This window comes from Dictyobacter kobayashii (assembly GCF_003967555.1).
GTDB classification, from domain to species: Bacteria; Chloroflexota; Ktedonobacteria; order Ktedonobacterales; family Ktedonobacteraceae; genus Dictyobacter; species Dictyobacter kobayashii.
On sequence record NZ_BIFS01000001.1, the window covers coordinates 4997604 to 5018241 of the forward strand.

Sequence of the window (20638 nt, forward strand, 5' to 3'; positions counted from 1 at the left end):
AGCCTTTTTTTCCGGTTCTAAATGGCTGTCTCCGGAACGAATTCTTGCCATACTCATCAAGATCGGTCGCCCCGAGTTTGACATATTGCATAATTTCTCCTGCTGTATTTTAATACTATTGAGCATGGAAACTTTTTCCTGATGGCTCCATTAAACGGGGAGTTCCCCGTTTGTTAGTGCCTATTATAAACGGGGAACTCCCCGTTTGTCAAGGAGTCTGCGTGGTGACAAGACATTGAATCCAAAAGATCAGCGAGTGGATGCCCAACACAATCGGGCAGCTATTTTAGCGGCTGCCCATGACTTATTGTCAACACACGAAACTGTCTCACTGAACGCGATTGCAAAGAAGGCGGGCGTGGCCAATGGGACACTGTATCGGCATTTTTCGACGCGAGAAGAACTGATTCTCGAACTGTATTGCCATGACGTACAGCGCCACGCCGACACAGTTGACCAACTTCTCCAGGAAATGGAACCGCTTGCCGCGCTGCGTGTTTGGATTGAGCAGCTTGCCGTCTATGCACGCATGAAGCATGGTCTCGGGGAGGCGTTAACTAAAGCTGCAGAAAGCAACGTAGTTCAGCGGACGTACCAGCCGGTCATCCTGGCGCTGTCCTGCCTCCTTAAAAAAGCTGAGGAAGCAGGACAGATCCGGTCCAACATCATACCTGACGACGTCCTGTTAGTAGCTGGTGCGTTGTGGCGTGTTCCGCAGGATCAAGCTGGCCTCAAGCAGGCTGAACGTCTGCTTGATTTAATCCTGCGTGGATTACGTTAAAGATGTACCTTTGTTTCCTTCGATACAAGGAGTTCCCATGAATTACTTCGATTAACTCCCACCAGGATATCATGGCGATGAGCTTCTAAAATTTTTTGGGATTGAATCTTCCACTCATGTATGTCCTGCTCACTGTATTCTATCATGACCAGTCCTGTTCCTATTGCATACCAGTGGAGATCTGGTGTGAGCAGGGCGAAGCGGTTGCTATTGATGGGCGCCAGTGACGCGAAGTGCTCCTGGTGGAATGAATCGGGTGAGTATCGCTGGCTGTTCACACGCCAGGGAGAGCAGCTCGTAATCCATATTGTCTGGTTTCGAAACATTGCTGGCTGGTCAGATGAAAAAGGTGAGATTGTTTTGATCACAGTCTGTGATTTGCTTCCCTTTGCCAAAAGACTCTTCCATCAATTAAGCCAACTGCAGTATCGCGATGGTGATCATACTGTTCCGCGTAATGAACATCAAAAACTTCAAGAAGCTATCCATACTTTCGAACAGACAAACCGTGGCATGTAAACGTATGCTGTATGCACAGTTGAATCCTCATTTTAAGAGATCTCGGTTTCTTGCGGGCTGACGTTGCCGACGTAGGCGCACTGCGAGTAGAGTGGGCACTCGCCGCACTTGGGCCGCTGGGCGTGGCAGATCTGGCGGCCGTGGCGGATCAGGCCGACGTGCAGGCCATAGACCCAGTCGGGCGGAGCGATCTTCGCGAAGACGGTGTGGGCCTGGTCGGCGTTGACCTTGGGGCCGATCAGGCCGAGCCGCTTGCTGACCCGCCAGACATGGGTGTCTACACACACCTCCAGTTGGGGGTTCTTCACATCGTCTCTTGGATATCATCAACGCCCTCAAGAGGCTGGTCTAGCATGATATATCGTCTCTCCTTTGTCTATGAGAGACGTAGCATCGGATGAGAATGATCGATAGGTAGATAGATAGCGCCCTATTATCTACCTGTTTGAAAATCACCAATCATATTCTTTCCCCATTCCAATTTTGCCTCATCAGTGAAGTTGGCTATGGTAACTATTCCTATGAACCAGTATCGTAAATCAAAAGTACGCCGGAAAGCCCTAAATGCTTCATATATATACCTTTTTAAGAGTCTATCGGATGGGCTATAGCGTTATATTTAGATGAAACAAGTTTTTGAGTAATTATGTCACGATTTATCAAGGTGGGAAGGTCCTCTATAGTTGCTATTGGGAATGAGCTGGCGTATAATTATGGGCACATTATTACTTCTACTTCAAACTATTCTCTGATAATGAGTCGCATCACTTTTATTAGATGTTAATGGAGATAAGTTGGAGATGATATCCTCTAATCGTACAAAGATCTTTATAAGCTATAGCCATAAAGACACTAGGTTTCTCAATGAACTACTCCCTCATCTGAGCTATCTTGAGAAAAATGAACTCATAGATCTATGGTCAGATACGAAAATCTGTCCAGGCGACAACTGGAAGGAGGCAATAGAGGCAGCACTCGTCTCTACCAAGATAGCCGTTTTACTGTTGAGTATAGATTTTTTGAATTCTCCATTTATCGCAGATAGTGAGCTTCCTCCACTCTTAGCTGCTGCCGAGACCAAAGGAGTAAAGATACTCCCTATAGTTCTTCGACCATGTACCTTACCTGAAAGTATTTCAAAGTTTCAGGCAGTAAACCACCATTTGAAACCAGTAACATTAATGAGGCGCTCTGAGAGAGAAGAGCTATGGGCAAAACTCGCAGCAATGATTAGAGAGATACAAACAAAACAAGCGTATGTACAGAGTGCTGAATCAAATTTGACAAATAATCAGCAAGTTCATTCTCCTCATGAAGAGAAAGCAGAAATGCCCACTGAGAACAATTTTACGAGAACTCCTCCACCCCAATTGACGCTTTCCCCTCACTTTGAAGATCGTGTGCTTTACCATCTGGTAGCTCTAACAGGGCCTTATCCACTGCCTTTAGGCTCGGGGGTTAGCGAGGCTGACCTCGCAAAATGTCTTGCTGATGAACTAGGCATCTCGCCAGATTTTCCCCACAATTCACAATTTCACATCTCAGAAGCACGCAGTATTGTGCTTGCTGCAGTAACGATGTTGGAGCAAAAGGAATTGTTAGAGGCCATCAAAGTTTTCGGGACTTGGACAATTCGCCCCACTCTGGCCGGTCGTCGTTCCGTAGAGCAATGGAATGAAAAATGGCGAAAGAGCCAACTTAAAACACAGAATATATTTACTGGCGACAGTCCGGATTTTAAAATCCTAACACCGCCCGTATTCCAGACAAATGCTCAGAACTGGATAGACGTGAATGCCAATGGACAACGTATCGAGATCAAAAATATTGGAAAAGAAAATGCCTATCATATCTATGCAGCACTATTTGGGTGCGAGACATATATTGTGCCTAACACAATGCCTCAAAAACGAATTGATCTTGAGGGGTTCCATTGGCGAGACTATTCTGGCTGTCCACTTGAGCCTGGAGATACGTTAACTCTTACCTTGGTGCGTCATAGAGATAGATTGGACGGTAAACAGGAACTAGGTGATTATCAGCTTTATGCTCCTCAAGAGCCAAGTTTATATGATGTAATGCACAATCCTAGCCTTCCATTTCACTCTGCGCGCCTTACCCTAACGTATCATGATCGTTTCGGACATAAATATGCTCAGACCTTTGATTATGACCACCATAAGAAATCATGGGTGTATTTGGCTTATCCTAGAGCTATTACTGTGGATTTCTTCGACTTATTGAGGTCAAAGGATAAGGAATCGATTTCAAGTATTAACAGAAATCAAGCAAACGGACATCGAAATATTTTGTATCAGCTCTTCTTCGCTGAATTACTAGAGCGTCTAAGAGAAGCTCGTCCTGGGATTACTAATGCAAAGAAAACACAACCAGAGAACTTTTGCTTCTTCGGAGCTGGAAAAACAGGGTATATGTTCAACTGGGCTTTTACTAAAAATGGTATAAAAACTGAGTTGATAATAAATGTCCCTGGTAATCGTGCTGCAACCAAAGAGGCGTTCGATACTCTTTATGAACAGCGAGCAACGATTGAAAAGGAGTTTGGTCAATCGTTAATTTGGGATCGATTAGAGGGAAAAGAGAGTCACATTTTTTTGTTGAGGTTAGCAACAATCGATGCTCCTATAGAGGAGCTAGAGCATACAAAGAAATGGGCTGTAGAAACTATGATAAAATTTGCAGATGTTTTTAAAAAGCGAATAAAAAGTCTATAAGCTCAAGCTCATCCTAGCAAGACGATTCCAATTGGGAACCCCAAGTACGAATGATAGCCAGAATACTAGCCAAAGACTGTGGTGACATGAAGTCACATGGTGCTTAGAATGAAAAGTTTAGAGATGTTACAAAGGAGTAAAACAAGCCTTCAATGTCTCGACATCGATGTTGTGCCAGATTATGAAATAAAGATTATCTGTTAAGATCACTTGGCTGTGTGACAAGTTTCTAGCATGTTAGTGCTGGATATCGATTCTTAATGAGGTTTGCTTCTATACACTCATCAATTCATAGGGTATACTTTTCCCCTGTATTTCATTCTAAAATTTTTGAATGCTGGATATAGGACTTTGGAGGAAATTATGGCAAGGATGTATCCTAAAGGTGGTCCAACAAAAAATAGCAGTTATATTGCAGAACCAGCTGTGTATCGCGCTCTGGCCACCCAACTTAATGATGATTTTTTTGTAATACATAGTCTTCCTTGGTTAGCGCAGGTAGCTAAAGAGATTGACGGGCGTGCTGTCCCCCTGGGAGAAATAGATTTTCTTATCTCACATCCCAAGCTGGGAATTTTGGTATTAGAAGTTAAAGGAGAACACGTAAAGATAGACAATAATTACGTGGTGTTTGGGAATGGTGGGCGGAAAGACCCTCTTAGCCAAATGAAGCGTGGTATTTTTTCGCTTGGAAAGTGGATAGTTAATGCTGGTGGCCCTTTCTGTAAATTTGGGTATGCTGTTGTTTTTCCACAAAGCTTAGTAAAAGGACGAACTCTTCCTCCTGCCTTTTATGATGCTACCTATGAGACTAGACAATGCCTTTGTTTAGATCAAAGCGATCTTAACAATTTAGGCCAAAAAATTATTCAATTGATGACTTATTGGAAACATGCATATAAAAATCAAATACCTTCATCTAGTCAGATCAATCAAATAATTAATCTCCTTGTGCCAGATCCCGATTTTACTCCGACATGGATGGAACGTATTTCTCTTATAAATCAAAACCATTTGCAACTTACTGTACAGCAATCTTATCGATTAAAACAAATTAATGAACACTCCAGGTATGTTCTCACAGGTCGAAGTGGAACGGGGAAAACCCTTATTGCGATTGAACGAGCATTTCAGCTTATTGAACGAGCATTTCAGCTTATTGAACGAGGAATGAAAGTCCTTTTCCTTGTTTATAATGTTGCGTTATTAGAGGATATCCAAGTAGAATTAGGTTCGTTTAATCAATCACATCCAGATTCACCACGTGCAGAGGTTATGAATTTTCACGAGTTGTGTCGAGCAGCTGTGCGCTCGTTGAGAAGAATGGATACATGGGATAAAGAAGAATGGTATAAAGAAAAAGCACATAATGCTTTAAAGGAAGCTGTAGCAAAACAGTGTATGCCAGCCTATGATGCGCTGATTATTGATGAAGCTCAGGTATTTCATTGTGATTGGTTAAAGACTTTATATGATTGGTTAAAGGAAAAGCCAATTCTTGCCTGTTGTGATGAAACACAAGTGTTTTCTTATGAACATAAGACTACTGCTGAAGAGATAGGTAATGCTATTCATGCAAGCTAGGTTTTCACATTAACTAGAAATATGCGATCACCCCGTCCGGTTTTTGAGCGTCTTCAACAAGTAATTGTGTCATCTTATGAGCAAGATTCAACACGTGAGGATGATCCTGACTCCTTAGAAGAGTTATTTTCTGATAATCCGATGGAACAGCTTCAAAAAACACTCCAAGATCTGGAGAATGCAAAGATTCTACTAAAAGATATCTTGGTTATTTATTTGACTCAAAATCCTCCAAATTATCAACCTGAATATCGCAAATATGAGGATAGAACAATTTCTGTCTATAAGTGTCGTGGTCTTGAGGTTCCTGTTGTTATTGTGTTAGCTGGGCGGTGTATTGATAATGATGTGATGCTCTCTTGTGCCTATAGTCGTGCAACAAGTCGGTGTATTGCCATTTATGATTCACTGGCATTTATTGACTTGCCAAACAGTCAATTTGCTGCAGCTTTAATGACGGAACATCCTAGCATAAAACAGTTGCAAACAACAATGGCATGGCCGTCACTTGATAAGTGGCACCTTACTCCTATAGATGTGCAGGGAATCAATCTCTACTGGTCTGATTATTGGCATGGATGGGTTTTGCTGAAATTTGGTGAGCAAGTTGATCCCTTTTTAATATTATGGCTTCTTCATATTCTCTATACATCCTTTCTCCCTGTGTATTTGGGGAAAGATGAACAGGTTAAAGTGCTAAATCCTTATCATCGCATGAATAAGTATTCTATTGAACAATTGTCAAAAGGAATTGTTTATGATGATATACCATTTCTTTGGTGTCCATCGTGTAAGCAGTGGGCTAGGGTAATGAAAAATGCTGAAGATGAATGGATTTGTTTGGAGTGCTCTCGGGAAATGGATTTATTTTTTGAGCTTCCCCATTTTTCTTCTGAAATGGTCCAGCACTATGTTCAGTTAGCACTTGCGTTGGCTGAAAATAAATCTTTGTTGCCAGAACCGATCACTCCATTTTCTTATAGTTTACATCGGTGGTCGTTGTTGAATGAAAAACAGCGAGAACAACTTACTCGTTATTGTTCATGGGTTGATCTCAATATCCCACTTTGTATTGCTCGATTTCTTACTGGTATTGAAATAATAACAGCTCAGCCAGGGCAACAATTAGAAAACACTTACCTTCAGCAACACTTTTGGGAGCAATGTCCATGGTTAGGAGAAAATGTTGATCGAACTGTTTGGAATCAAGCGGTTGCTTCATGTATGGGGACGTGGTTGACAAGACGGTGGGTACAGAAAAAAGAAAAAGGTGTATATCTTACTCTTCATCAAAAAGAATAGGTCATATTTATTCGGTTCTTGGAAGGATGGAACGGGTTCTCACCATAACTCAAGTAACTAAGAATGTATATACCTAAATATGCTATAACTCTGAGGGCGTAGGCGAGGCGTGGTGTGAGTTAGAGCCCCCTTTTCTTCTGAGCCTTCCTAACCGAGAGCTATCATTCTGGTACACGTGGTGAATGACATGAAAATGGGGCTTTTATAGTTTTGATGAGTGAAAAGTTTATCTGAAGATGTACAGGTCGAACAGACCCAGGATTTGCCTCTACAGAAAGTTGATGACAACTGAGAGTTGTGTTGTTCTGATTGTTTCTCTGCGTCTGACTCCACTTCTAGTTGCTGTATGCGTTCTCAATTTAACTTTTTTCTGAAATTAAGATGCTTATAATAAGATAATTTACTACTATGAGATTATATTAATAATTTCACAATCTCATAGTAGTAAAAAAAGGTTTGTGATCTATTTAAGGGTGCCTTTGAGGCGCATTAACAAGTAAACTCAGTGTTCCTACATATAGGATAGTCTGGTTCCGAGCGTTTATCTCCAGGCGGTAATGCTGGGGTGCAGGCTTTTTCAAGGCTTTCCAGGTGGCGTGGGCGTCCTGGACTTTCTGCCAGAGAGGATAGGCGCCGTGGACGTCACCAGCCCATTTGCCGTTCAGTTGTTGGAAGCGGAGGATGGTACAGTGCTTTGGGTTGTAGAGATAGATGTATTCTGCATCACCCTGGATTTGCCGGCTGATATGGGTATCTGGGAGGAACCACTGCAGGAACCAGCGGTAAGAGTGGTTTTCGAGGATGCCTGGAAAAGGTGAGTTGTTGTCCAGGGGGAATAGCTCGCGTCGTGGCTCCTGGAGCAGATTTTTAATTGTACTAAATGATGTTTGGGGCAGTTGCTCTGTGATCAGAGGCATGAAGTGTAGCGGTTGCTCTTGGAAATATCCGCTTATGCTGCCGTCTTGCGTTTTTTCCATGATCAGGAATCCGCTGGCGAGCGAGCCATGCAGGTCAGTGACGAGACGTCCGCCTGGGGCGAGTTGCTGGATCCAGGCTGGCGGTATGAGAGGGACGCTGGCAGTGGCGATGATACGGTCATATGGAGCGTGCTCGGGGTAACCTTGATAGCCATCTCCTACGACGACATTGACGGGTCCAACTGTGCCCAGCAGCGCCTGTTGTGCTTGTTGGGCCAGCCCTTTGTCAATTTCGATGCTCGTAATCAGACGTGGATCTCCGGTGAGCATGGTCATGATGGCCGCATTATAGCCCGTTCCTACACCTATCTCCAAGATGCGTTGCCCTGGTTGGATAGCGAGTGCTTCGAGCATGAGCGCCATGACCGTTGGCATCGAACTGGACGAACTGGGCCAGCCGCGCTCATTTACCTGTGTAACAAGCGCACCATCGCTATAAATGATCTTCGTATAGTCTTGTGTAGTTGCTGCATCGTATCGTGTCCATGCCATTCGCTTTTGCGCCTCGTCTCGTTCGTAGAAAAAGGGGACGAAACGCTCGCGGGGATGGCTTCGAAGGCCTTGCGGATCGCTGCTGTTTTGATGGCGCCTTTGCTCACGAGTTCATCGACCAGGTGTTGGCGTGCTTCTGCAGATGACTGCGTGGTGCTGTTGAAGGGTGAGGTATTCATAGGCGATACTCCTCTGGTTGTGATAAGAGATTGGCCATGGCTTCCTTTAAGTGGAGTTGTGGCACTTCTTTTTGGAGCCAGTAAAATTGTCCATTAGGATTCAATTCAAGCCATACATACTCGCCCGCGGGTGTGACGATCAGGTCCATTGACGAGTATTGTAGCCCAAAGAAGCGGACCAGGTCGAAGAGCTTTTGTGCGAGGTCATCCGGCAACTGGTGGGCGCCATAGGTCAGGTTTGGGTAATCGCGCCGGAAGTCGATGCGCCCATGTATTGTGTGCTGGGAGTGGATCTCTGCCGCGAAGATCTGTTGCCCGATGATGACCACGCGCAGCTCAAATGCTTTCACGACGGCCTCCTGGAAGAGGTGGGCCGTGACGCGTACACGCTCGAGGGTGTGCTCGTCGATGTATTCCGGGCCTACTTCGTTGGTATACAGGTAGCTCTTGTCGTTGCCCTCGATAACGCCGCGAGCAACCGACTTGAGAATGACGCGACCCTGGCTGGTTTCATAGAAGGTTCTGACCCGTTGGGGGTCGTTCGTGACCAGGGTGTGAGGAATTCGCAAGCCAAGTTGTTGGGCGGCTGTCAACTGGAGTGGTTTGAGATCGGCTCTTCTGATAGCATGATAGCGGCTGACCCAGAGCGTATACGTATCCTGTACCTCGGCGCTTTCCAGGATGCCCAGAAAGCCTCGCTGGGTTTCCAGTTCGAGGAAGTTTTGCTCGCCGGCGGTATATCCAGGAGGCGCTTTATAGAACGTGGGACGGCGCCACCAGATGCTGGTCAAGGTATCAAGGGCAATGACCTGCCCTTGATACTCGAGTGTTCCTTCCAACTGTCCTTGCTGATCAAGCGTGCATGAGGTGGTGATGCTACCTGGAAAATCGGCGACATTGTAGCAGGTGACTCGAACACCGCGATGCTGTAGCTCCTCAATCATCATGGTGGCGTGGCCATCGGTTGGCTGTGTGAGGATCAACACGTGGCTCTTCATTAGTAGTCGTCATCCTCTCGCGTGTTGGAGTCAGCGATAAGCCCGGTTTGATCCGGGATTTCATCTGGATCATCGGTATCGTCGGTCTCATCATCCTCTTCTTTGCCGTCGCGATTGCTTTTGTAGGCGGTCGGATAAATGGACTCGTCGCGTGGACCGAAACAGGGTGGGGTCTCGGCGAAGAGCAGGCTAAAGGGTAGCGGCCGTTCAACGGAATCGCTTGTTTCAACTGGAACCGATGATGCTGGAAGCGTTGTGTTCATCTCTTGTACTCCAATCTGCCTATTGTCTCTTTCTATGATGGATGCGCTACAAAGTTGCTTATCAAAGGTGACCTTCCCGGTGGATGTTGTCGCAAGGGTTGGGGTGGAGACTGCGACAACATCCACTGGGAACACAGACACAACATGGAGTATGGTGGCCAGGGGTTGGAGGTGGCGAATACTCCATGTGACGGCTGTGTCGTGTATCCTCTCACGTTCTGTTCTTTCCCTCCTCACTGTGCCCTGCGCCTGGACGATGGTATCCAGGCAACGGGATGCCTCCACCGGATATCGTTCAAGGTGACGTGCTGGTGTGTCAGGCGAGAGAATGTGCTCATGACTGTGCGGGCAACGTGCTCGTCAACGAAACCGCCGATTTCGACCGCGTACGATTGGGCCAGGGTCACACCTGATTCATGTGCTAATTGTTCGGATGTGATGGTGGTGTTCCTGCGCAATTCGAGCAGCGTTGGTTTGCTGGCGTGCTTATCCATCGACTACGCTCCGCTCATAGATCTCACACATGGTCACAATCGACTTTTCATCACCGATCACATGGGCTAGCTGTTCCTGGGCACTCTGCAGCTCCATATGTTTGTGGACAATAAAGGTGTGCCTGGCTGTCCCCGACGCGAGTCCTGAAAGTCCCCGGTTCATAGAAAAGCAAATCGACTCGATCTGCTGCCGTAACACTGCAACCTGGCTTCCTGCCATGGGAAAACCTCCTTTGCTTTGTATTGATTGTGTTCTCTGTGTAGAGGATACCCGGGATGGTGGTGCAAGTAGATAGCGCTTTGATGCCAGAAGTTGCCTTTTTCGTGATACAGGCTGTTTTATGCGTCATTTTGTGCTACACTCCTCTTTATGATAGAGAACATGAGGTGGAAATGATGAGTCGTGAAGCAAAACAGCCCAATGAGAAGCTGAAATATCAGCGCGAGATCCGTGGCTGGTCGCAGAAGAAGATCGGCATGAGCCTTGGGACCAGTAAAGAGATGGTAAGCCGCTGGGAAACGGGAGAAAGAGCACCGGCCAGGTTTTATCAGGAAAAGCTCTGCGCTTTATTTCAGCTCTCCACTATTGAGCTTGGCTTTCTAGATCCGCCACAAACGGCTGGAGGATCTCTCGCCTCCCAGCCAGAGCCTTCAGCTCTGCCGGTAGCAGCACGAGATCAATCGCAGGGCGACACACCGAGAGAAACTGGAGGACCTGTTTTGGATCTTTCTCGTCGGCATGTATTGAAAGGTATGCTCCAGGTTGCCTGTACGACGCTGGTCCTTTCCCCATATGCCATGCTCCACGCCGATGCGCAGCATCAACTCGAGTATCATCTCACGCGCTCTTCCGTAGTGGATATGAGCGTTTTAGACGATCTTGATGACGTCACGCAACGCTACTGGAAGCTTAGCCAGAACTTTTCATTTGAGGTCTTTAGCGGCGTGGTCGGCCACTTTCAGACGGTCACCGCGCTCTTACACCGCTCGCAGCCTGTAAGCACGGCAAAGCGGCTTTCTGAGATCGCCGGGGAAGTGGCTCAGATTATTGGGAAGATCCTCTTTGACTTTCACGAGTACGACCTGGCATGGTCCTATTATGCCTTCTCCCTCAGTGCTGCCCAGGCTGCGGGCAACGCTGATTTGTGGGCTGTAGGCCTTGGCCGCATGAGCTTATTGCGCATAGAGAAGCATCAACCGCAAGATGCCCTTACTCTCTTAGTTGCCAGTCAGAAGCTCGCTGTCCAACAGAACGGGACCCGTGCCTGGCTTGCCTGCATCGAGGCCGAGGCCCATTCACAGCTGGAGGACCTTGAGGCTTTTACCCGGGCGATTGAACGAGCGGAGGGCATCGCTCCAGATGTGGTTTCTGGCAATGATCGATACGCGACAGGTTTCAACCCCTCACGTCTGGCCGGTTATAAGGGCTCGGGATATCTCCAGTTGAAGAAGGCTGAGTTGGCGCTTGGTGCGCTGCAAACCGCCGAATCTCTATTGAACTCTTCCTCTTTGCGGCGCAAATCAGTTATACTGGCTGATATGGGAACTGCATATGCTGGCCTCGGCGACGCTCAGAAGGCCTATGAGGCTGCCTGTCAATCATTAACCATTGTTCGCCATGTGCGATCATTGAGTTCCCTGCAACGCATTTATGCTTTACGTACGGCTCTTCAACCCTGGGAAACGGCAGCATGGGTGCATGAGCTGGATCACCATATTCACGAGGTCTACAAAGAAATCACAGCGGAGCCTGTCGCTTCACTGCTCTAAGGAGTGCTATGGTCGTTGCTCGCAAACCGGTTCTCTACATGATCGTGTGTGCCGCTCCCCCCGCTCAAACAATCGACGATTTTATTCGACAGGTCCAACGGGCTGGTTGGGATGTCTGCGTGATTGCCACTCCCCACGCCACGCGCTGGATCGATAAACCGGCCCTGGAAGCAATCACCGGCCATGTTGTTCGCGTTGATTACAAACTGCCTGGAGAAGACGATCCTCTTCCCAAAGCTGACGCCATCATCGTGATACCCGCTACCTTCAACACCATCAACAAATGGACCGCTGGTATTGGAGACAATCTGGCGGTCAGCCTCCTCTGTGAGGCCCTCGGCAATGGCCAGATCCCCATCCTTCTCATTCCCTGCGTTAAAATGGACCTCGTGTGCCACCCCGCCTTCGCTAGAAGTATCGCTCTACTGCGCGACTGCAACGTCCGCATCTTGCACGAACCAGAACGCTACAAATCCCCTCAAATGGTACCCTGGCAGGAAATCCTCGCTGAACTACATCTGATATACCATGCTTGTGAAGAAAAGATGCTGAAAGGTCAACAGAAAAACATATGAATGTGCAGGCATTTACGAAGGAATATAGTGAAATAGAAAACAATCCCAGATATCATCACAGACGCACTCGGTTGCTGGCTGAATTGCTGGACCGGTACCCCAACCTTGAGCAAATCTCCTTTGATGATCTCCTTCTCATTCTGGATCAGCTCAAAAGCAATAAAGCACAGATACGTGTTCCTCTCTTTGCTCGGTTGATCTATCCAGTACTGGCACGCGAAATCGAGTCGGGAAATATGCAAGCTATCAAGGTGCTCGTACAATATCCGCAATTACTTTCTGAGTACAATAGTTTGAAGAAAACGCATCTGAGTGGATATAATGCAGAGGCATTGGTCAATCGCTATTTGCAATATGACCCTGAAGACCGCGAAATGCTTCTAAAGAGGGAGGCGTATCTCAACAATTACTTGTACTATACGCTGCACGAATTGCCCTTGGGTGTTCTCTCTGGGAGAGATGGAGCTACCCCTGAGGAATGTCAGAAGTTACTCACGCTTTTAGAAAAGTATAAGATGACCTGTCAGAAACTTCAGATTGACCGCGAGGCAGATATTCAGTATTATTTTGTACATTTTCATGGCTATCGAGACTATCTCCTCCACCAGCACCTGTATAAGAATTACTTGGACTACATTCAACAACACCAATTAGAACTCCGAACGACGCGTAACTACTATTTCCGCTAAGGATAGTAAAACGCGAGATCTCATCTGATAAATTTGGCCTGCACATATTTTTCTTTGAGGAGCATATATGGGATCAGTAATGAGTGTATTTATTGCTCAGGAAGATGTCGTACCTGAGGATTTGAGGGCATTTGTTTTGGCACTGGGGGGTCTGGAGATGAGAATCCGAATGTGAGCCACCTTACGTTTTCAACCCATGGTTACATCATGATTTTTCCTGAAGCCGAGTTTATTACTGCCTTAAGGGAAGATTATCTGGAAGATTTTCAATATGTATGCACCGCACTCCCTAGCAAGCCACAATCGGTAATAACGATCGATATTAGTGGGCATCGCGACAGTTATTTGCTTGCTTTTTCCTTCGCATATGCCTGCATGGAAAAATGGCGTTCGAGTGTGCTCTATTTTCATGAGAGCGATCCCGTTGTTTTAACGCGGCAGATGACCGCGGATATCATGAGAGAGAGGCGCTTACAAGAGCCGACCCTTTTCCTTTGAGTAATTGTGCCACGGACCATATTGTACTGAAGGGTATGTGGATTCGTGCGATTGCGATATACTAAGGGTTAGCAAGAAGGCGGTTTTGTAAAAGCTGCCTCATATGGTAGTCATTCTTTGTGGTGTGGCTGCAGGTAGATTGGTATTGAGAAAGGTACGTAAAGAAGAAGAGATGGAAAAAGCCTCAGAGAATAGGACCCTTCAACAGCAGCTGGCACGGGTGGTTTCCGAGATTTCAAATCCCTTGTTTGTTGCCCTCCCGACATTTTTGGTGATTGCACTTGTGACAGCGCCTGACGTTGCGCATGCTTTCCTCTGGTGGATCATTCCTATTCTAGGTATTTCTGTGGCCCCGTTTCTTTTTATCTGGCAGGGAGTACGAAAAGGGAAGCTGACGGATCACCATGTCAGTCAACGTGAGCAGCGTTTTGTGCCGCTATTCTTTGGCCTGACGTGTATGTTGCTCAGTTTTGCTTGTCTCTACGCCTTGCATGCATCTCCCATTCTGATTGCTACCGTGGTGGCGGTGATCGTTGCCTGTGGCATTTCGCTTATCGTGACGCGCTATTGGAAGATTAGCCTGCACCTGGTTGGCATGGCGGGTGCGGTGACCGTCTTTGTTCTCCTCTTTGGCCCTCGCTGGCTGGCTCTCTCTCCTCTCGTGCTCCTGGTTGGCTGGGCACGTTGGCAGGTGCGTGCCCATACCGTCCTGCAAGCCATTGCCGGCACCTGTCTGGCTATCATTGTGACCGTGTTGACATTTCATCTCTTTGGCATTCAACTCTAGTTAATGTATTCTGTATAAACACTGGTTTTCATTACTTCTCTTGCAAGTAGATTGCTTTTTTTGACTGTAACGCTCAGACTGCATAAAAATCATAAAATGAAGCAATGGAGCCTTGAGGCGAAAGTACTTGATAAGGAAAACACTTTACGAGGCTGTTCAGGCTTTTCTGCTGCTGCGCGCACGAGAGTAGTGAAGCGGCGCGTTCTTCATGAACACGACCATCGTGCCTCAAAAATTGCCCCCACAAAGACATATACTGCAATTCATCATCTTCGGTCTGCATCGTTTGCGTATACTGAGGAGGAAACAATCGCCTGTAGGCATTGATATTGTAGAGCCATGAATTGCCTCGAACAGATGACGTATCACCAAATTGTTTCTTGATCTCGGCAAACATCTTTGTGAGTTCTTGTAATCGCATGGGCATCCGCTCCTTGCTAAGCGGTCCTGAGTTAGAGGTATCTGCGTTCACAAAGTGATAGCGGATGATATGCTCTTCTGGAAGATAACTGTAGGAAAAGCAGCCGTAAGAAGACGGTGATTGAGTCTCCCTTGTGCGTTGATAATAAGACGATGTCCACATCGTTTTGTCTGGAGCCTGGCGTAGGCCAGTAAGGTACTCTTGCCAGAGAGGATGACCTGGATCAAAGGAGCGGCCAATGAATTGCATATAGAGATTCGTATACTGAAGCAAGGCATCCTCAAAATTGAGGTGATATATCTGAGCAATAGAATCAGCAAAGCGAAGTTGCAGATCAAAAAAGGCTGGTGAAAAATGCATTGGTAGAAAGCGGCTCCTTCCTTTTCCCAGGGAATATAACCCATTTCACTTCTTTACTCGTCTTCTGGAAGAATCAGTGTGAAGGTGCACTCAAACTCATTTTCTTTTATAAGGTAATCAATCACCTCTTCAATCCGTTGGCGACTCACAACATCAATGAGGACCATATCACTTGCCCAAAAGTATGCGCCAGAAAAGCATTCACCTGTCTTCTTGTTCTTTTCTGTTAGCGTCGCAATATTCTGATAGGTGAAGAATGTGGCAACCCAACGGCGACCATCCTGGTACGTGACAATTACATCTGTGTTATCGTCCTCAGGCGTCCATTCGCCAGGTGCCCATTCTTCTGCTTCAATCCAAATGGTATAGCCTTGCTGTTCTTTTTTTACTGCCATGTTCAGCCTCACTGTCTGATTCAGGTTGCACGGTTGACTTGCCAGAACATCAAAAATTGTGATCTTACTAGTTTCCTCACGTGTCGGGTAGGGTGACAGAATCGCCAGCGAATAATGTGGTATTATTTCTTTTGCTTGAGTGGGGGGTATTCACTGGAAAGGTTGTCGAGATACTTGGCCAGATCAAAATCGTAGTGCGAGAGCTGGTGTCCGATGTCCCAGGTAGTTAGCCGAGCTCTGACAGTTCCCCAGGTTATTTCCCAAGTTGGATGATGCGACAAGACAGCAATATATTCGGATGCCTTGTTTATGAAACCGAGTGCGACATCGTAATTGGCAAATTGGTAGGTCTTCACCATCTCTATCCCGCTCTTTGGCTCCGCGCCTGGGACGAAGAAAGGAAGAACTTTCCAGCCGACAAGCCGTTGGAGCGCATTCTCCACTTCAGAAGGTGATAGAGGATTCGGGTTCACCATTGGCCTTGGAAACCGAATGGGAGGCGTCATTTTAGCTTCGTAAAGAGAGGTTACTACTCTAATAATACCTTTGACCACATCTTGGAACGCTTGATCACGATCTCGCCACTCAACAACTGATTTCCCGTTGGTAGGTAATGCCTGTAAATTCCCAAGCGGAGTTTCTTTCCAATCTGTGGGACGTAAAATAACTGGAATAACTTGGACTTCTTTTGCTTCGTGTCGTCTTAGAGCAGCCTGCATCTCTTCGTAGGCGAAAGATATGAAGTTTGGGCTGATAAGGAGCACAATGATATCAGCAGTTTTCAGGCGTTTGTTTATTTCTTGCTTCCACTCCACTCCTGGAAGAAGCTCATCCTCATCCCATAGGATCACTTGACCTGTTTGTATCAATCGACTCAAGTGTAGGAGAAGTTGATTATGAAGAGCCTTGTCTTGGCGGGCATGGCTCAAAAAAAGTTTAATGACATTCATCAGATCACCTACTGCATCTTTATCCCTCTTAAGGTTTCATTCTACAATATTGATTTTTTTACTTTCAAGTACTGCTCTGATCGTTCTCGCTTTGTCTATCGTGGGTCTGTCGGTCCATTGCTGTGATTGGTAAAAGAGCTTTTCTTTAGTTCCTGAAATGTAATTATAGATTATATTGGTGATTTTATGAAGAGTGGGGTTGTGGCTAATGTTTGATCCTTTGTGATTTGCCAGTGAAAATACAGGATATTTTTATTCGATAACTTTTTTACATTTGTCCTCTAGCCTTTCTATCTCAAGCAGCTTTTTATGAGAGGCTGACAAATGCGATGATGCGAAATGCTCCAAGAGAAGGCGATGAGAGAACATATATCCTCCTCCGATTTTTTGCAGTAGGATATGTTTGGTCGCGTAATCTAGAAAGCGGCGATACTTCCAGGGGATGTGGCCTGCTTTGCAGAGATAAAGACGTAGCATATAGTGTTCGATGCAGGCGATTCCGCCGTTGAGCATGCCTGCTTGGAGGGCAAAGATTGCTCCGCAGATTAAGGCAAATCCAATGCCGATGGTTGGCCAGTGGTGGAGTTGTCCAATCCAGCCAAAGGCAATGCCACATACGAGTCCACTGGCGATGCCTCCAACAACACCAAAAAAGCCGGCGGCGATCAGGGCGTTGCGAGAGGAGCGACGGATGCCTTCGTTTGCATGGGTTAGTTGATGTTCTTCAAGGATGGTACTTGACCAGCCGCTGTGAAGTATTCCTGTCAAAATACTGGCGACACCACTAACCAGTCCGATGATGATGCCATAGATGAGTCCATAGCGCAGGCCATATGGGAGTCCATAGAAGAATCCACTGGCTCCAGCGATGATGGCGATAGTGCTTAGGGTAATAATGATGCTAATGCCTAACCCTTTTTGAATATTGGTGGTGAGGTTACGGCCGATTTCCCGCCAGGACCAGGCAACGGTTTCGGCTGGTTGGATATGTACCCCTATATCTCGGATGAGTCTGGTCCCACCGCCGATACCGAAGGCGATGCCAAAGAAAATCCCCATAATCAGGGCATAGATGATAACCGAGGCGTTTATACCTCGTACCAGGAGCGCATTGATGGCGCCAAAGCCGATCATTCCGCAGAGTGCAAATATCCAGGTATCTATGATAGCAGCGCGAGAGATACGATACGATCGATGCGCATTTTGTGGATGTGGTTTTCTTTGGCTGTCATAACGTAAGCCTGTAATTAAGCCAGTCATTAATCCAATCAAGAGACCACTAAAAAGCCCCATTCCCATACCTCGATACAGACCGTTGTTCCAGTTGCTATCGAGCCCAAAGAGCACGCAGGACACTATGCCGACAGCGGCTCCGATGAATAGCCCTTTTTGTATCCCTTGCGAGAGGCTATGCCAGAACATGCGCCACGATAGTTTGGGGATGGGCCGGTCGATGAGCAGCGTGACCAGTAATGTCACGGTGGCGATAATAATGCCGAGACTTCCGCCACCTTCTAACCCACCTCCCAGCCCTGGAGCCATCCATCCGAGTGCACTATTTCCTGGCCCCGATCCTAGCCAGCCCAGGAGACCAACACCGACGCCGCTGATGGGTCCAATTCGACCGCCACGCAGGAGCGAGAAGAGGGCTGAGATAATGATGATTTCCAGGCTGAATATGAGGCGCACAACGACGTGCCGATAATGATGCCGTATAGTGTCGTTACATAGCCAGTCTGGCTGCATCCGCTCAATGTAAAATTCTGTCTGGCTATGCTGTGTCAGTTGTTCGGCTAGCCAGCCCAGCCACCGCTTTGTCTGCTGTGGCGTGAAGTGTTCATCAGTGGTGTTCTGCTGAAGTAAGAGCCGCTCCACATATTTTTCAAAGATGGCATTGCGACTTGTTTCCAGCGACTTCATGGCAAGGACCTCTTCGAGAGGCATGTCCCGATAGCTCAGTGCGAGAATTGTGAGCATGAGTGGGTTTGAGGCCATTTCCTGTAGATGGGTATCATGTTTGAGGGCATAGTCCATGGCCTCGAGTTCGGGTCCTGCCTGTGAAATGTAGCTATCAATTTGCTGTGCTGCAAGTGGCTGAACGACTACTGCACTATTCAGGATAATACGTGCTGATTGCGAAAGATAATCTGTTTTTCGACTGCACACAACCATAGAGAGCAATCCGTGTTCCTGACGATAGCCATTAATGGCTTCAATACAGGCTGTACGAAAAGCCTCTTCTACTTCATCTAGCCCATCGAGTAATGGAACAATGTGGTCATATTGAATCCATTCTGCCGCGAGCTTCTGGGGAACTTGATATTTCGTCATTAGTTCTTCGATCAACCAATCTGCAAACGGTGGTCGTTTTTCGGCCCAGGCAGAGAGATTGAAAATAACCGGGATTGGAAGTGTGCTGTCGATCTCGGCACGTTTAATCAATTCGCGCAACAGATCTAAGAGCAGCGTTGTCTTGCCTGCCCCTGGTTCCCCTAGAATGAGCAGTTCGCCGTCGGCATCATGATAGACCTGCATAATATGAAGATTTTCTGTGCGGTCTTTTTTTGCCGTATAGTTTTCTCGAATCGTGCTTTTCCATGGATGTCCAACGGCGTCCGGTTTTGCTTGTAAATTTAATGTGAGCAGGTGACCGCTAGAGATATGTTCCAGGACGCCAGTAATCCATCGAGAACGAACGCGCCGTAGCATGCGCAAGCGATTTTCATCAGTCTGTTGTCCCCCCGCAATTGTTGCCACGGGAGCGAGGTTTTTGGTAGGCAAGACTTCCTGATGATAGAGATGTCCGACGTGTGCTTTTGTGCGAGATACTTCGGGCTCAGAATAATCAATGAGGTTGTCATTCTTTTCTTCTGGCGTTGGCTGTTCATCCTGAGATGCGTGCAATCCAAGTTCTTCCGGGGATTTCGCCAGGACTGTACAGAGAGATTGATGAAATTCGAGCGACGGAAATCGTATTCCCGCTCCCAACTCCCTACGGTTTGTTCGTCAACTCCAAGTTCTCTAGCCAGCTTGCGTTGAGTATATCCTCGTTCCTTGCGAGCACGTTGTATCAACTCGTTTGTGTGTAAGGGCTCATTCATTTAAAAAAGTAAATATATCCTAGCAACATATACAGAAAGTATGCTGAATTTGATCACGTAAATTAGAAATACAACAGGATGATGCAAGTTGATTCAAATTACATCATCCTATATAAGCGATCATAACACAAGCATGGCTTTCCCTCAATAACACCCCTCGTTTGTCTCAGCAATACCGCCGAAAAACTGGCTGTATTGGTGGTGTATGGGTCTTGTATCGGTACTGTATAGCTAATGTATGGGTGTTGTATCTGTGCTGTGGAGCTCAAAACTGGCATAGTGTAGGCAAGTGCTTTGGACAAAATATTCCATGGCGCTTTGCAAAATAGTCATTATTGGTAACCTGTTTCAGGTTGGTCTTATTTGATCTAGAAAGTCAGAGCTTTATTTCATGTTTAATAATCAAGATGCAGTCTTCACTATTAATGGCCGCGAGATTTATCATCTAGACGATGTGCGGGTCCTTATCTTTGGATCCAAGCAAGTGCGCTTCTCTCCCATTGAATACCAGGTAATGCTCCAGCTATTATGCGAACGCCCTGTATCCGATCACGAGATTGTGAAAAATATCTTCAATAGCAATCTAGATATGTGGACAAAAGAGGCACTGGAAAAGCACATTGAAAACGCCCGGCGAAAGCTGAAGAAAGCCTACGTTGATTTTCACATTCTACGCCTATCCAGCTTTGGCTACATGTTGATGCCGAAATCACCACATAAGTAGGCAATTAGATCTAGAATTAGAATATCAATTCAAATAGCAACTGT

General features: G+C 46.5%; 23 protein-coding genes. 11 read left to right on the top strand and 12 right to left on the bottom strand.

Annotated features, from left to right (window positions below; all coding sequences use genetic code 11):
• The first annotated feature begins 205 nt into the window (after positions 1-205).
• The gene (locus EL645_RS21930; RefSeq protein WP_218031961.1) at positions 206-781 is read left to right on the top strand and encodes a TetR/AcrR family transcriptional regulator; all 576 of its coding nucleotides are present in this window, start codon (positions 206-208) and stop codon (positions 779-781) included.
• 186 nt (positions 782-967) lie between these two features.
• Positions 968-1300, top strand: coding sequence for a hypothetical protein (locus tag EL645_RS21935; protein WP_126552472.1), 333 nt, complete (start codon positions 968-970; stop codon positions 1298-1300).
• Between the two features lie 32 nt (positions 1301-1332).
• Here EL645_RS21935 and EL645_RS21940 read toward each other — a convergent pair whose 3' ends face one another.
• Entirely contained in the window at positions 1333-1608 is a 276-nt protein-coding gene (locus tag EL645_RS21940) for an endonuclease III domain-containing protein (RefSeq protein ID WP_126552473.1), read from the bottom strand.
• Positions 1609-2100: 492 nt separating this feature from the next.
• Here EL645_RS21940 and EL645_RS21945 point away from each other — a divergent pair, with 492 nt between their 5' ends.
• The 3 genes from EL645_RS21945 (at position 2101) to EL645_RS21955 (ending at position 6921) form a co-directional block, all read left to right on the top strand.
• Complete coding sequence (locus tag EL645_RS21945; protein ID WP_136625261.1) at positions 2101-4035, top strand: DUF4268 domain-containing protein; 1935 nt, start codon at positions 2101-2103, stop codon at positions 4033-4035.
• Between the two features lie 363 nt (positions 4036-4398).
• A complete protein-coding gene (locus EL645_RS21950; RefSeq protein WP_126552475.1) occupies positions 4399-5619 on the top strand; it encodes a nuclease-related domain-containing DEAD/DEAH box helicase in 1221 nt (406 codons plus the stop codon).
• Positions 5620-5685: 66 nt separating this feature from the next.
• Complete coding sequence (locus EL645_RS21955; protein ID WP_136625262.1) at positions 5686-6921, top strand: hypothetical protein; 1236 nt, start codon at positions 5686-5688, stop codon at positions 6919-6921.
• 467 nt (positions 6922-7388) lie between these two features.
• Here EL645_RS21955 and EL645_RS21960 read toward each other — a convergent pair whose 3' ends face one another.
• From EL645_RS21960 to EL645_RS21980, 6 genes are all read right to left on the bottom strand, one after another.
• Positions 7389-8390 carry an rRNA adenine N-6-methyltransferase family protein gene (locus EL645_RS21960; protein ID WP_126552477.1) on the bottom strand — a complete coding sequence of 334 codons (1002 nt, stop codon included), beginning with the start codon at positions 8388-8390 and terminating at the stop codon, positions 7389-7391.
• On the bottom strand, positions 8306-8569 hold the full coding sequence (locus tag EL645_RS39460) for a hypothetical protein (RefSeq protein WP_161977579.1): 264 nt from the start codon (positions 8567-8569) through the stop codon (positions 8306-8308). Before EL645_RS39460 ends, EL645_RS21960 begins: the two co-directional genes overlap by 85 nt.
• The gene (locus tag EL645_RS21965) at positions 8566-9567 is read right to left on the bottom strand and encodes an MvdC/MvdD family ATP grasp protein (protein ID WP_126552478.1); all 1002 of its coding nucleotides are present in this window, start codon (positions 9565-9567) and stop codon (positions 8566-8568) included. Before EL645_RS21965 ends, EL645_RS39460 begins: the two co-directional genes overlap by 4 nt.
• Positions 9567-9830: a hypothetical protein gene (locus tag EL645_RS21970; protein WP_126552479.1), complete on the bottom strand. Its 264-nt coding sequence runs from the start codon at positions 9828-9830 to the stop codon at positions 9567-9569. Before EL645_RS21970 ends, EL645_RS21965 begins: the two co-directional genes overlap by 1 nt.
• A 233-nt stretch (positions 9831-10063) precedes the next feature.
• Complete coding sequence (locus EL645_RS21975; RefSeq protein ID WP_126552480.1) at positions 10064-10324, bottom strand: hypothetical protein; 261 nt, start codon at positions 10322-10324, stop codon at positions 10064-10066.
• Positions 10317-10544: a hypothetical protein gene (locus EL645_RS21980; RefSeq protein ID WP_126552481.1), complete on the bottom strand. Its 228-nt coding sequence runs from the start codon at positions 10542-10544 to the stop codon at positions 10317-10319. The genes EL645_RS21975 and EL645_RS21980 overlap by 8 nt, the downstream gene beginning before the upstream one ends.
• Before the next feature lie 56 nt (positions 10545-10600).
• On the opposite strand from EL645_RS21980, the gene EL645_RS21985 reads away from it, so the two are divergent.
• From EL645_RS21985 to EL645_RS22005, 5 genes are all read left to right on the top strand, one after another.
• Positions 10601-12094, top strand: a complete 1494-nt coding sequence (locus EL645_RS21985; RefSeq protein ID WP_126552482.1) for a helix-turn-helix domain-containing protein — start codon at positions 10601-10603, stop codon at positions 12092-12094.
• 8 nt (positions 12095-12102) lie between these two features.
• Entirely contained in the window at positions 12103-12669 is a 567-nt protein-coding gene (locus EL645_RS21990; protein ID WP_126552483.1) for a flavoprotein, read from the top strand.
• Entirely contained in the window at positions 12666-13358 is a 693-nt protein-coding gene (locus EL645_RS21995) for a hypothetical protein (protein ID WP_126552484.1), read from the top strand. Before EL645_RS21990 ends, EL645_RS21995 begins: the two co-directional genes overlap by 4 nt.
• Before the next feature lie 207 nt (positions 13359-13565).
• Positions 13566-13856, top strand: a complete 291-nt coding sequence (locus tag EL645_RS22000; RefSeq protein ID WP_136625263.1) for a hypothetical protein — start codon at positions 13566-13568, stop codon at positions 13854-13856.
• Between the two features lie 103 nt (positions 13857-13959).
• Positions 13960-14643: a hypothetical protein gene (locus EL645_RS22005; RefSeq protein ID WP_126552486.1), complete on the top strand. Its 684-nt coding sequence runs from the start codon at positions 13960-13962 to the stop codon at positions 14641-14643.
• A 73-nt stretch (positions 14644-14716) separates the two neighbouring features.
• Here the strand turns inward: EL645_RS22005 and EL645_RS22010 are convergent, their stop codons facing one another.
• From EL645_RS22010 to EL645_RS45640, 5 genes are all read right to left on the bottom strand, one after another.
• Positions 14717-15424 (bottom strand): hypothetical protein, encoded by a 708-nt coding sequence (locus EL645_RS22010; protein WP_126552487.1) that lies wholly within the window; start codon positions 15422-15424, stop codon positions 14717-14719.
• Positions 15425-15477: 53 nt separating this feature from the next.
• Positions 15478-15819 (bottom strand): hypothetical protein, encoded by a 342-nt coding sequence (locus tag EL645_RS22015; protein WP_126552488.1) that lies wholly within the window; start codon positions 15817-15819, stop codon positions 15478-15480.
• Between the two features lie 122 nt (positions 15820-15941).
• Positions 15942-16769, bottom strand: a complete 828-nt coding sequence (locus EL645_RS22020) for a 4a-hydroxytetrahydrobiopterin dehydratase (protein WP_126552489.1) — start codon at positions 16767-16769, stop codon at positions 15942-15944.
• A gap of 252 nt (positions 16770-17021) precedes the next feature.
• Positions 17022-19478, bottom strand: coding sequence for an NACHT domain-containing protein (locus EL645_RS22025; protein ID WP_126552490.1), 2457 nt, complete (start codon positions 19476-19478; stop codon positions 17022-17024).
• A complete protein-coding gene (locus EL645_RS45640; RefSeq protein WP_126552491.1) occupies positions 19403-19870 on the bottom strand; it encodes a helix-turn-helix transcriptional regulator in 468 nt (155 codons plus the stop codon). Before EL645_RS45640 ends, EL645_RS22025 begins: the two co-directional genes overlap by 76 nt.
• A 391-nt stretch (positions 19871-20261) precedes the next feature.
• On the opposite strand from EL645_RS45640, the gene EL645_RS22035 reads away from it, so the two are divergent.
• On the top strand, positions 20262-20594 hold the full coding sequence (locus EL645_RS22035) for a helix-turn-helix domain-containing protein (RefSeq protein WP_126552492.1): 333 nt from the start codon (positions 20262-20264) through the stop codon (positions 20592-20594).
• The last annotated feature ends 44 nt before the right edge of the window (positions 20595-20638 follow it).

Excerpts from the sequence above, each read along its gene's own strand:
- EL645_RS21970 (WP_126552479.1), bottom strand. The coding sequence starts at position 9,830 with ATGAACACAACGCTTCCAGCATCATCGGTTCCAGTTGAAACAAGCGAT.
- EL645_RS22000 (WP_136625263.1), top strand. The coding sequence starts at position 13,566 with ATGATTTTTCCTGAAGCCGAGTTTATTACTGCCTTAAGGGAAGATTAT.
- EL645_RS21950 (WP_126552475.1), top strand. The coding sequence starts at position 4,399 with ATGGCAAGGATGTATCCTAAAGGTGGTCCAACAAAAAATAGCAGTTAT.
- EL645_RS21965 (WP_126552478.1), bottom strand. The coding sequence starts at position 9,567 with ATGAAGAGCCACGTGTTGATCCTCACACAGCCAACCGATGGCCACGCC.
- EL645_RS22025 (WP_126552490.1), bottom strand. The coding sequence starts at position 19,478 with ATGCTACGGCGCGTTCGTTCTCGATGGATTACTGGCGTCCTGGAACAT.
- EL645_RS21985 (WP_126552482.1), top strand. The coding sequence starts at position 10,601 with ATGGTGGTGCAAGTAGATAGCGCTTTGATGCCAGAAGTTGCCTTTTTC.
- EL645_RS22015 (WP_126552488.1), bottom strand. The coding sequence starts at position 15,819 with ATGGCAGTAAAAAAAGAACAGCAAGGCTATACCATTTGGATTGAAGCA.
- EL645_RS21980 (WP_126552481.1), bottom strand. The coding sequence starts at position 10,544 with ATGGCAGGAAGCCAGGTTGCAGTGTTACGGCAGCAGATCGAGTCGATT.
- EL645_RS21945 (WP_136625261.1), top strand. The coding sequence starts at position 2,101 with ATGATATCCTCTAATCGTACAAAGATCTTTATAAGCTATAGCCATAAA.
- EL645_RS22035 (WP_126552492.1), top strand. The coding sequence starts at position 20,262 with ATGTTTAATAATCAAGATGCAGTCTTCACTATTAATGGCCGCGAGATT.
- EL645_RS22020 (WP_126552489.1), bottom strand. The coding sequence starts at position 16,769 with ATGAATGTCATTAAACTTTTTTTGAGCCATGCCCGCCAAGACAAGGCT.
- EL645_RS22010 (WP_126552487.1), bottom strand. The coding sequence starts at position 15,424 with ATGCATTTTTCACCAGCCTTTTTTGATCTGCAACTTCGCTTTGCTGAT.
- EL645_RS39460 (WP_161977579.1), bottom strand. The coding sequence starts at position 8,569 with ATGAATACCTCACCCTTCAACAGCACCACGCAGTCATCTGCAGAAGCA.
- EL645_RS21960 (WP_126552477.1), bottom strand. The coding sequence starts at position 8,390 with ATGGCATGGACACGATACGATGCAGCAACTACACAAGACTATACGAAG.
- EL645_RS22005 (WP_126552486.1), top strand. The coding sequence starts at position 13,960 with ATGGTAGTCATTCTTTGTGGTGTGGCTGCAGGTAGATTGGTATTGAGA.
- EL645_RS21975 (WP_126552480.1), bottom strand. The coding sequence starts at position 10,324 with ATGGATAAGCACGCCAGCAAACCAACGCTGCTCGAATTGCGCAGGAAC.
- EL645_RS21995 (WP_126552484.1), top strand. The coding sequence starts at position 12,666 with ATGAATGTGCAGGCATTTACGAAGGAATATAGTGAAATAGAAAACAAT.
- EL645_RS45640 (WP_126552491.1), bottom strand. The coding sequence starts at position 19,870 with ATGAATGAGCCCTTACACACAAACGAGTTGATACAACGTGCTCGCAAG.
- EL645_RS21990 (WP_126552483.1), top strand. The coding sequence starts at position 12,103 with ATGGTCGTTGCTCGCAAACCGGTTCTCTACATGATCGTGTGTGCCGCT.